6 protein-coding genes are annotated in these 11,253 nt (G+C 60.0%); 4 read left to right on the top strand and 2 right to left on the bottom strand.

The genetic code is table 11. The features are described 5' to 3' along the window. Positions 1-39: 39 nt before the first annotated feature. The 3 genes from EJA72_RS25350 to EJA72_RS25340 all read left to right on the top strand — a co-directional run bounded on the left by EJA72_RS25350 (position 40) and on the right by EJA72_RS25340 (position 6,286). Complete coding sequence (locus EJA72_RS25350; protein ID WP_157714625.1) at positions 40-498, top strand: helix-turn-helix domain-containing protein; 459 nt, start codon at positions 40-42, stop codon at positions 496-498. Positions 499-750: 252 nt separating this feature from the next. Next, positions 751-3,306 carry an EAL domain-containing protein gene (locus EJA72_RS25345; protein WP_157714624.1) on the top strand — a complete coding sequence of 852 codons (2,556 nt, stop codon included), beginning with the start codon at positions 751-753 and terminating at the stop codon, positions 3,304-3,306. 163 nt (positions 3,307-3,469) lie between these two features. Next, entirely contained in the window at positions 3,470-6,286 is a 2,817-nt protein-coding gene (locus EJA72_RS25340; RefSeq protein ID WP_157714623.1) for an amino acid adenylation domain-containing protein, read from the top strand. 21 nt (positions 6,287-6,307) lie between these two features. Here EJA72_RS25340 and EJA72_RS25335 read toward each other — a convergent pair whose 3' ends face one another. Continuing rightward, positions 6,308-8,767 carry a TonB-dependent receptor gene (locus tag EJA72_RS25335; protein ID WP_157714622.1) on the bottom strand — a complete coding sequence of 820 codons (2,460 nt, stop codon included), beginning with the start codon at positions 8,765-8,767 and terminating at the stop codon, positions 6,308-6,310. 94 nt (positions 8,768-8,861) lie between these two features. Beyond that, positions 8,862-9,764: a LysR substrate-binding domain-containing protein gene (locus EJA72_RS25330; protein ID WP_157714621.1), complete on the bottom strand. Its 903-nt coding sequence runs from the start codon at positions 9,762-9,764 to the stop codon at positions 8,862-8,864. Between the two features lie 106 nt (positions 9,765-9,870). On the opposite strand from EJA72_RS25330, the gene EJA72_RS25325 reads away from it, so the two are divergent. Beyond that, positions 9,871-11,229, top strand: coding sequence for an MFS transporter (locus EJA72_RS25325; protein ID WP_157714620.1), 1,359 nt, complete (start codon positions 9,871-9,873; stop codon positions 11,227-11,229). The last annotated feature ends 24 nt before the right edge of the window (positions 11,230-11,253 follow it).

The raw sequence follows: 11,253 nt of genomic DNA, 5'->3' as shown, positions 1-11,253 counted from the left end.
GCATACCGGGTAAAACCCAATTCAGTAAGGTGAAAAACGATGGTGGAAGACGTTTCAACGCAAAGCCGAGAATGCCCGGTAGCCAGAACACTTGAGGCCATTGGTGATCGCTGGTCGCTGATGATCATCCGCGACGCGTTTGACGACATTCGCCGATTCAGCGAATTTCAAAAGAGCCTGGGGGTGGCGAAAAACATTCTCGCGTCGCGCCTGAAAACCTTGGTTGAGGTGGGAGTCTTCGACATTCGACCGGCGTCAGATGGCAGCGCCTACAAGGAGTACGTCCTGACGGACAAAGGACGGGAGATCTTTCCGATTGTGATCAGCCTGCGGCAGTGGGGCGAACGGTTCCTGTTTAAACCGGAGGAAACGCGTTCTGTGCTCCTGGACAACGCGTCCGGCCAACCTCTGATGCCGCTTGAGGTTCGCTCGGCAAACGGTCAGAAACTGGGTCCCCTTGACTGTCACAGGGTGAGGCTTGTTGACGGCGAGTCGTGAGTCTTTCGATCCGCACACCCGAAACTTCCCCCCGACGCTCATGCACTCGCCACTTCGCGACTATCCTCTGTGTTTAACCGGGCATTCTCATGAACCTGCAGGTCAGCAGGTGAATCAGTCGGTTCAGCGTCAAAAGCCGTAATCCAAAGTTGCTATCGATGATAGGTCCCTCCCGGTGACGAAGGGTCTTATGGCGCGCCACTGGCTTTTCAGGATGAAACGCAGTGGTTGCATGGGTAAAAGTGGCAACACATGAACACACGAGTCGAGCTGACGAGCGGCGAAGAGGCGGAAGGTTTTTTTGTACAGACGCTGGAGCAGGCGATTGATGCCGTGGTGGTCGTAGATGACGATAACCGCGTGGTGTTTTTCAATGCCTCTGCCGAGCGATTTTGGGGCTGTTCGCGCACGGAAGTGCTGGGCAGTGACGTCAATGCCCTGGTGCCCCAGGCCCTGAGCCTGCACCCGGATGACTTAGGCGGCGCCAACAAGGTCGCGGGCATCAGCCGGGATGTCCGGATCGTGCGCAAGGATGGCCAGGAGCGCTGGGGCGTCATGTCGGTGTCGACCATCGCCATGCAGGACCGAACCCTGTATGCGGCGTTCCTCAAGGACGTCACGCAGGTGCGCCTGCAAGACATCGAGCACCGCTTGCTGTCGATGTCGGTCAATGCCACCCGCTCGGCAACGTGCATCGTCGACACCCATGCCCACCTTATTTACGTCAACGACGGGCTTGTCGGGTTGCTGGGGTATTCCCGCGAAGAGGTGATCGGGCAATCACCGATGATGTTCTTTGTGTCCGACGCCCGGGCAGAAGCGGGGCCGGGGCTGGAGCGAATTCTCGGTGGCCAGCCGCATGAATTCAGTGCGCTGATCAGTAAAAGCAATGGTCAGCGGCTGTGGGTGCACGTCTCTTCGACGCCGGTGTTCGACGCTCAAGGCCAGGTCGAAAACATCGTGATCGTGCTGACGGACATTACCCAGTCAAAGCTGCACGAGGTGCTGCAGGAAAAAGTCATCGGCGCCTTGCTCAAAGAGGAGTCCGTGGAAAGTGTGCTGACCTTGCTGTGCCACGAGATTGAGCGCATTGCCCCCGAAGTCATTGTGTCGATCCTGAGTGTGGACCCACACGGAATCCTCCACCCCTTGGCCAGCCCGGGCCTGCCGGCGGATTACTCCCGGGCCATCGAGGGCTTGTCCATCGGCCCGGTGGCGGGCTCCTGCGGGACGGCGGCCTATCGGGGCGAGCCGGTGCTGGTGACGGACATCAATAACGACCCGCTCTGGGCCGAGTACAAATACCTGGCGCAAAAATCGGGTTTGCAGGCGTGCTGGTCGCTGCCGGTGCGCAACGGCGCAGGGCGAATCGCGGCGACGTTTGCCCTCTATTTCAGGGAGGCCCGTGGGCCGGATCCGCTGCATGCTCATTTGGTGACGGCAGGCACGCACCTGTGCATGTTGGCGCTGGAGCGTGAAGAAGCACGCCAGTCCATTCGCCGCATGGCCTTTTACGACGCGTTGACGGCCTTGCCCAATCGCACGTTCCTGCTGGCCCAGGCGCAGCGGACCCTGTTCGAAATGGCCCGGGAGCAGGCTGAACTGGCGGTGCTGTTTATCGATCTGGACCGCTTCAAACAAGTCAACGATGCGCTGGGGCATGCCTCGGGGGACGAGTTATTGCGCGTCATGGCGCAGCGGTTGCGCAGCGTGCTCCGGGAGTCTGACCTTGTGGGGCGGCTGTCCGGGGATGAGTTCGTGCTGGTCCTGCCCCGAATGAACGCGACCCAGATCACCACGTTTCTGGAGCGACTGATGACACTCCTCAGCCGCCCCGCGACGATTGCCGGCACGTCCGTGGTGGTGTCGGCGAGCGTCGGGATCAGCCTGTTCCCGGCCGATGGCCAGGACATGGAAGGGCTGCTGCACCGTGCCGACATTGCGATGTACCAGGCCAAACGGAGCGAGCGCGGCAGCTTCAGTTTCTTTGTCGAAGAGATGAACCGGGTCGCCCAAAGCCGATTGGTGCTGGAAACGGCCCTGCGCACCGCTTTGTCCAGCAATAGCCTGCGCCTGGTGTATCAACCCCAAATCGATCTCGGCAATGGGCGTCTGGTCGGTGTCGAGGCGCTGTCACGCTGGACGCATCCCACGCTGGGTGAGATTTCACCCTCGCAATTCATTCCCCTGGCCGAGGAGTGCGGGCTGATCAACGACCTGAGTCAATGGGTGCTGCAGGAAGCCTGCGAGCAACTGCGACAGTGGCGTCAACAAGGTGTAGTGATCCCATCGATGTCGATCAACCTGTCGCCGATCAACTTTCACAACCTCGACCTGGCCGCCATGATTGCCGGGCAATTGCAGCGCTGCGGCTTGCAGCCCAGCGACCTGTGCGTGGAAGTGACCGAGGGCGTCATGCTGTGCAAGAGCCTGGGCACCGAGAAAACCATCCGGGACCTGCATGCACTGGGCGTGCGGCTGGCGATCGATGATTTCGGCACCGGCTATTCCAGCCTCGGGTATTTGCGGCATCTGCCCATCAGCGAATTGAAGCTGGACAAAAGTTTTGTCGATGACCTGGAGTTCGACACGTCCTGCCGGGCCTTGAGCGAGTCCGTTATTGGCATCGGCAAGGGGCTTTCCTTGCAAGTGGTGGCGGAAGGCATCGAGAGCGCCATCCAGCGCGACATTCTCAAGGCCCAGGGCTACGAGATCGGGCAAGGCAACTTTTTCTCCGCGCCACTGCCTGGCGAGGCGTTCGCTGGCGCGGCGGGCCACGGTGCACTAACGTTCAATCATCCAATCTGAACCGCTGGACAGGCAGCTCCACGATTCATGCACTACGCTTGATTCCGCAAAGTTTCGTTGCAGGGGGGGCGCCTCGACCACCGATGAACTGCGCGTCGCCTCACTCAGGATTTTCGGTTCACGACTTTAACCTCGTGCAGATCAAGCGGAGTAGAGAAATACCATGCAGGACGCCCGCCCAAACCCATCGCTTCCTCTGGCATACAGTGTCGAGCGTCCGATATTCGCGGATTTCCTGGAGCAGGCGCGGCGCACCCCTGAAGCCATCGGCGTCATCGCTCAGGACGCCACGTGCAGCTATCAACAGCTGGAAGCGATAAGCCGGGGCATTGCGGGCTATCTGATTGAACAGGGAGCGACCCCGTCCGACCGGGTTGTCATCGTGTCGAGTCGTTGTGCGGGGCTGGTTTACGCCATGCTCGGCGCTTTGCGTGCCGGCTTGACCTTCAGCGTTGCCGACGTCGCTTATCCGCCGGCGCGTATCGATCAGATCATCCGGGCGCTATCGCCTTCGTTTGTCCTGGTGTGCGGCGAAATGACCGGCGACATCGGTTTTCAGTACCTTGAGCCGGCGCCGAAAGTCGTCAGAATCCCGGAAGCGCCCGCTGAAGCACAGCGTGCGTTCGTCATCAACGAAACGGTCTTGCCAGACGTCGATCCCGCTCACCCGGCCTATATAACGTTCACCTCTGGCAGCACCGGAGAGCCGAAAGGGATTGTGGCCACCCATGCGCCCCTGGTTCATTTCGTTCATTGGCATGCAAAACATCATTCGTTAACCCAGGACGATTGTTTTTCCCTACTGTCCGGCCTGGGTCATGACCCGGTCTATCGGGATGTCCTTACGCCGCTGTCCATTGGCGCAAAAGTTGTTATTCCTGCGCAGTCGACGGTCATCGATCCGTCGGCATTGGCGACGTGGATCGAAGAGCGTGGAATATCGGTTATTCACCTGACACCCCCGTTGGGGCGGTTGATCGAAACAGGTGCGAAACTCAAACAACTGACTTTCAATAAACTGCGTTACCTGTTCTGGGGCGGGGATGCCCTGACTATTTTGCTGTGTGAACACATGCGCGCCATTGCGCCCAATGCCGTTAGCGTGAATTTCTACGGGACCACGGAAACCCCGCAGGCGATGGGTTTTCATCACGTCGACCCTGAAGCCGACACGACCCGTATTGCACTGGGCAAAGGCATTGAAAGTGCGCAATTGCTGGTCGTGGACGACAAGAATCAATTGGTTCGCGAAGGCGAAGTCGGCGAAATTTTCATACGCAGTCCTTACTTGTCCCAAGGTTACTGGGGAGATGTCGCGCAAACCCGGGAAAAGTTTGTGGTGAATCCGTTTACCAATCTCGCGGACGACATCTGTTATAGAACCGGCGACCTGGGGACTTATCTGTCAGATGGCAGTGTCAGTTTTCTGGGGCGTGGCGACAATCAAGTCAAGATTCGCGGCCATCGAATCGAGCTGACAGAAATAGAAGGGGTGCTGGCACGGCATCCGCGAATCAAACAGTGCGTTGTGGTGACCGCCAATGAACGTTCGAATACCCGGCTGGTGGCCTACTGCGTGTCAACGACCACGGTTGCGACGGCTGAGTTGCGTGAACACCTGAGCCAACAACTTCCCGATTACATGGTGCCGGCACAGTTCGTTTTCCTCGACGCTATTCCCCTGACACCGAACGGGAAGATTGATAAGCGGGCATTGCCTCCGGTTGCCGGCAATGCCGATGCACCCTCCGCAAATTCGAGTCAGGAGCTGTCGCCACTCACGCGCAAGCTGGCGGATTCCTGGGCTGAAATCCTTCAAGTGCCGAGCATCGACACACACCTTTCATTTGTGGAACTGGGCGGGGATTCGCTGTCGTTTGTGCAGGCTTCAATGGTGCTTGAAAGGTTGATTGGCCGGTTGCCGGAACAATGGGAAATGATGCCGGTACGCGAACTCGGTGAACTGGCCAGTGCCACCGGCAAACCCAAGTCATCCATTCGGGAGATGGAAGTACCGGTGTTTATGCGCGTGGTCGCCATCCTGCTGATTGTGATCGGGCACTTTAATTTGTTTTCACAATGGTTACTGGCGGGCGAAACGACGCTGTTGTTTTTGATCTCCGGTATCAGCCTGGCAAGGTTCCAGTTCAAAGCCATTGATGAACGCGGGAATGTACAGACGCTGGTGAAGTCCGTGGTCAGTATCGCGGTCCCGACCATTCTCTATACCGTGCTGATACAGATAGCGTTCGACAGGATTCACTGGCAGACCCTGTTGCTGATTTCAAACTGGTTTCCCCCCAGTGTCATCGGGGTGTTTGCCTATTGGTACCTTGAAGTCCTTGTGCAAATGATCGCGATTATCGGCTTCGCGCTATCGTTCTCGAAAGTCCGGAAAATAATACTCTCCAACCCGTTTCTCTATCTGGTCAGTGCGTCATGCGTACTGGCCGTCGCCGGCGTCTTGATCAACGCCTATGTGTTCGATGCTTCAGCACTTCATAACCGGGTGCCACAGCATTATCTGGCGGTCATGGTGCTCGGCATGGCCATCCACTACGCCCAATCGAACTTCCAGAAATGCATCGTCAGTGTGGTGGCGGTGATGATTACCGGTTGGCAAGATGCGTTGGCCATCTTCGGCTATGGCCCGTACGCCCTCGTCGCCAGGGAATATGTCGATATCGCCGTGCCTGCGGTGCTGGCATTGATCTGGATCCGGTCTATTCCCGTGCCAAGCCTCATTGCCCGGGGCGCCGCCCTCATCGCGTCTTCAACACTGTTTATTTATCTGACCCATTTCCAGTTCCAGTCCGTCGCCCGTCACATCATTAACCAGCCGGCGCTCGCGGTGGTGTTTGCTGTTGTCGGTGGGATTGTGGTGGGTTATTCGTGGAACAAGTTCGTTCGGATCGTGCTGCTGCGTTGGAACCGGGGAGGGAAGAAGAGCAGCGCGGATACGATTGAGCGCGTGGCGTGACAAGCGACAGACCGAATACCCCTAGAAATCCACCGTCGCCGACACCTTCAACGTGCGCGGTTCGCCCTGTGTCAGGTAGTTGTTGGCCGTCGAGGCGGAGGACCAGTACGCCTTGTTCGCGACGTTTTCGACGTTGGCGCGCAGCGTGATGTACTTGTCGTCAGCCTTGAAGCCGTAGCGGGCGCCGAGGTCGACGCGGGTCCAGGCCGGAATGCTCAGGCTGTTGGCCGCGTTCACGTATTCGCCGCCGGTGCGCAGCATGCGGCCGCTGATGGCCGCACCCTGAACGCCGGGAACATCCCAATCGGCGCCGACGTTGTATTGGAAGCGCGGGACACCGGCGGCGCGGTTGCCGTCGTTGACGCCGTTGGAGGTTTTCTTTTGTTCGGTGTCCATCCAGGTGGCGCCAGTCAGCAGGCGCAACCCGTCAATCGGCTCGCCGAAGATGTTCAACTCGACACCCTTGTTCACTTGCTCGCCGTCCACACTGAAGGTGCCCAGCGTCGAGCCTGGATTAGTCGACGTCGAACTGTTCGGCTGCTCAATGCGATACACGCCCAGCGTGGCGCCATAGCTGTCCCAGTCGAGCTTGACCCCGGCTTCCGTCTGTTTGCTGCGATTGGGCGCGAACACTTCGTTGGGGTTGGTCACGCCGGTGGACGGGGCGGTCGGGCCCTGGGCCAGTCCTTCAATGCGGTTGGCGTAGAACGACACGTGCTCCCAGGGCTTGATGACCAGGCCATAAACCGGCGTGGTGATCGACGCATCGTAATTGGCGGTGCGCGCGCCGCTGGTGGTGTTCCAGGCGTCGACTTCCAGCGACTGGCGGCGCACGCCCAGGGTCAGGAGCACGCGGTCGTCGATGAAGCCCAAGGTGTCGGACACTGCGGCACTCTTGATGCGGTTTTTGCCGACGACACGCGGGTCATGGATGTCGCCGCCGAAATAGGTCTTGGTCGGCCGCGGGACTTGCGTCGGGTTGTACAGATTGCCGGGCACGCGGTTGGCCACCAGGATGGCTTCGAACGCCGAGCGCTGCTCGCCCCAGATGCCCGACAACCCGAAGTTCATCTGGTGAGTGACCGGGCCGGTACTGAAGTGACCGTTCAACCCGGCCATGGCGCTTTGGTTGTCTTCATCATGGGGCGAGTAGAGAAAGCCGACCTTGCCGCTGCCGTCGTTCGCCACATACAGCGACGAGTATTGGCCGTTCTCCCGGGTGTGCTTGGCGCCACCGCCGGCGTAGGCCGTCCAGTTGTCGTTGAGGTCGTATTCGGCATTGACCATGCCGTAGGTGTCTTCGAGCTGTGACCACGACCAGTCCTGGGCGTAGTTGTCATTCGCCGACGGCGCATGGGGAATTTTCGTGCCCGTCGGATACACCACGGAGCGGCCGTTGTTGATGCGTTGTTTCTGATAGCCCAGGTCGGTGGAAACCCGCAGTGCATCGCCCCGATAATCCAGGCCGACGGCGACCAGTTGTGAATGTTCGTTCTCGTCATCCACCGCCGTGTCGCCGCCATGCTCGGCCAGATTGACCCGCGCGCCAAAGCGATTGTCTTCACCGAAGCGCTGGCCGAGGTCGATGTGGCCGCCGACCTGGCTGTCACTGGCGTAATCCAGGGTCACGCTGCGCGTCGGCACATCCTGCGCGCGTTTCGGCACCAGGTTGACGCTGCCGCCGATACCGCTGCCGGACGGCGCCACGCCGTTAATGAACGCATTCGGGCCCTTGAACAGTTCGACGCGCTCCAGGGCTTCGGTGGTGATGATCTGCCGTGGCAGCACGCCGTACAAACCGTTGAACGAAATGTCGTCGCTGACCAGCGGCAGGCCACGAATGGTGAACACTTGGGAGAAGTTGCCGAAGCCCGAGGACTGGCGCACCGATGCGTCGTTGAGCAACACATCGCCCACGGTTCTCGCCTGCTGGTCTTCGATGGTTTTCGCGGTGTAGCTGACGACACTGAACGGCACGTCGCTGATCGAACGATTACCGAGCACGCCCAGGCGTGCAGTGCGCGCCACCTGGCCACCGGGGTAGGTGTCCGCCGACGGGCTGTTGGTGCCACTGATGGTGGTCGCGCCCAGTTCCAGCGCGGCCCCGGCGTCAACCTGCGGCGCGACGGTGTAGCTGTTCGCCCCGGTATTGATCAGCATGAAGCCGCTGCCTTGCAGCAACTTCGAAAAGCCCGACTGCACGGAGTAGGTGCCCTGCAACCCCGTGCTTTGAAGATCGCCCAGCGTTTGCGCATCAAACGACAACAGAGCGCCCGACGTCGCCGCAAATTTCGCCAGCACGCTACTCAGGCTGCCGGGTGCGATGGCATAGCTGTGCGTGGCTTCGCTTCCAGTGATATCGGCCGCCCAGACGCTGTGCGCTGGCGCCAACACGCTCAGCGCAATGGCCAGGCTCAGGCCATTGAGCGGAAGACGAGCGGGGCGGATTCGGGACAAATACGGGAGCGGTCTTGAAGTCATTCGGCATGCCTGTGGAACGCGAGAGAAATTGAGAATTCCTCTACCTACCGAACGACGGCGAAAAAGGTATCAGTGAAAATTGAAATTATTTTTGTCAGTTGCCCCAACCCTCGCGCACCGCCCGACGAATTGCCTCCAGCAACATCGCAAACGCCGGGTTGTCATTGTTCTCGCGCCAGATCAGGTGCAGCTCGCTCTGCACGCCTTCCCCGAGGTCGATATCGCGAAACACCACATTCTTGAACACCACGCTGGTCGCGCAGCGGGGCACCAGGGCCAGGCCCATGGCGGCGTTGACCATCGCGAGGATGGTCAGTGACGAGCCGAGCCATTGCACGTAGTCCGGCGCGACGCGGGCAGAGCGCAGCATGCCGGTCAGCAGTTCGTTGAACGGTGGATAGGCCGCGTGGGAATACATCAGGAACGGCTGCGCATCGAGGTCGTTGACCGTCACCGTGTCGGCACTGGCCAAGGGGTGGGTGCTGGGCACGGCCAATACAAACGGCTCGCGCACCAGGCATTCGGTGGAATAGCCGGGCTCCAGCAGCGGCGCACGGGCAATGCCCAGGTCGATGCGGCGGGCACGCAGCGCTTCGTGCTGCTGGTAGGTGTTCATCTCCGTCAGATCGATTTTCACCAGAGGCTGCTTGAGCCTCGCCTCGGCGATGACCTTGGGCAGGAATTCGTAGACCGCACTGCCCACGAAGCTGATGGTCACGGTGCCGATGTCACCCTCGGCGAAGCGTCGCGCGGTAACCGCCGCTTGCTGGGCGCGCTCCAGCAGGTTTTGCGCTTCGATGAAAAAGGCGCGACCGGCGGCGGTCAGGGCGACGCTGCGGGTGCTGCGCGTAAACAGCTCGACGCCCAAGTGGTGTTCCAGCAACTGGATCTGCCGACTGAGCGGGGGTTGCGTCATGTTCAGCCGCTCGGCGGCGCGGCGGAAATTCAGTTCCGTCGCCACGGTGGTGAAGCAGCGTAATTGGGTCAGTTCGAACATTGATCTAATCCAGGTATCAATCGAATGCCAAGTTAGATTAGACGGGATCAATGGCCGCGTCCATGATCGACTCGTCCCTAAAAAAACAATGAACGGGAGTCGCCCCTTGAACACTGTCCAGAGTCCACCCGACCCAACTGTGCTGGCCCGCGCTGCAGCAAAGGTGAAGCGCCACGTGCTGCCACTGTTTGTGGTGATGTTCATCGTCAACTACATCGACCGGGTCAACATCGGGTTCGTGCGCAGCCACATGGAAACCGACCTCGGGATCGGTGCGGCGGCCTATGGCCTGGGTGCCGGGCTGTTTTTCATCGGCTACGCCATCTTCGAAGTGCCTTCCAACATCCTGCTGCAGCGCTTCGGAGCGCGCGCCTGGTTGACGCGCATCATGTTCACCTGGGGCGCCGCCGCCATGGCGATGGCCTTTGTGCGCGGCGAAACCAGCTTCTATGTGCTGCGCTTCATCCTCGGTGCGGCCGAAGCCGGTTTCTTCCCCGGCATCATTTATTACTTCACCCAATGGCTGCCGTCGACCGAACGCGGCAAGGCCATGGCGATCTTCTTAAGCGGCTCGGCCATTGCTTCGGTGATCTCCGGGCCGGTGTCCGGAGCGCTGTTGAACGTCAGCGGTTTCAGCCTGCACGGCTGGCAGTGGATGTTCCTGATTGAAGGCTTTGCCTCGATCGTGCTCTGCGGGTTCGTCTGGTTTTGGCTGCAGTCCCACCCGCGCGAGGCGAACTGGTTGAGCGCCGAGGAAAAGGACGCGCTGATTGGCGCCATCGCCCTGGAGCAGCAAGCCCGCGAAGCCACGCAGACGGTCAAGCCGTCGATGTTCAAATTGCTCGCGGACCGACAGATTGCGCTGTTCTGCTTCATCTACTTTTCCATCGCCCTGACGATCTACGGCGCCACGTTCTGGCTGCCGAGCATGATCAAGAAAATGGGCAACCTCGGCGACTTCCAGGTCGGCCTGTTCAACTCGATCCCGTGGATCATTTCCATCGTCGCCATGTATGGCTTCGCCGCCATGGCCAGCAAATGGAAACATCAGCAAGCGTGGGTGGCGTTGACCCTGGTGATCGCCGCGTTCGGCATGTTCATGTCCACCACCGGCGGGCCGATCTTCGCCTTCGTCGCCATCTGTTTTGCCGCGATTGGTTTCAAGGCCGCGTCGGCGCTGTTCTGGCCGATTCCGCAAGGCTATCTGGACGCTCGCATCGCCGCTGCCGTGATCGCCTTGATCAACTCCATCGGCAACCTCGGCGGCTTCGTTGCGCCAACGGCGTTCGGTTTCCTGGAGCAGGAAACCGGCTCCATCGAAGGCGGCCTCTACGGCCTGGCGGCCACTTCGCTGGTGGCGGCGGTGGTGATCTTTTTCGCCCGCACCGCGCCCCGGAACACGCCCACTCGCACGCCAGCCGATGTTGCCGTATCGCCTCAAAAATCTGTCAGTCATCACGCCTGAGCTCAGGTACCAAGGGAGCAGCCA

Source organism: Pseudomonas sp. PB120 (assembly GCF_009761815.1).
Classification (GTDB): Bacteria; Pseudomonadota; Gammaproteobacteria; order Pseudomonadales; family Pseudomonadaceae; genus Aquipseudomonas.
This window is presented reverse-complemented; position numbering and strand designations above follow the sequence as displayed.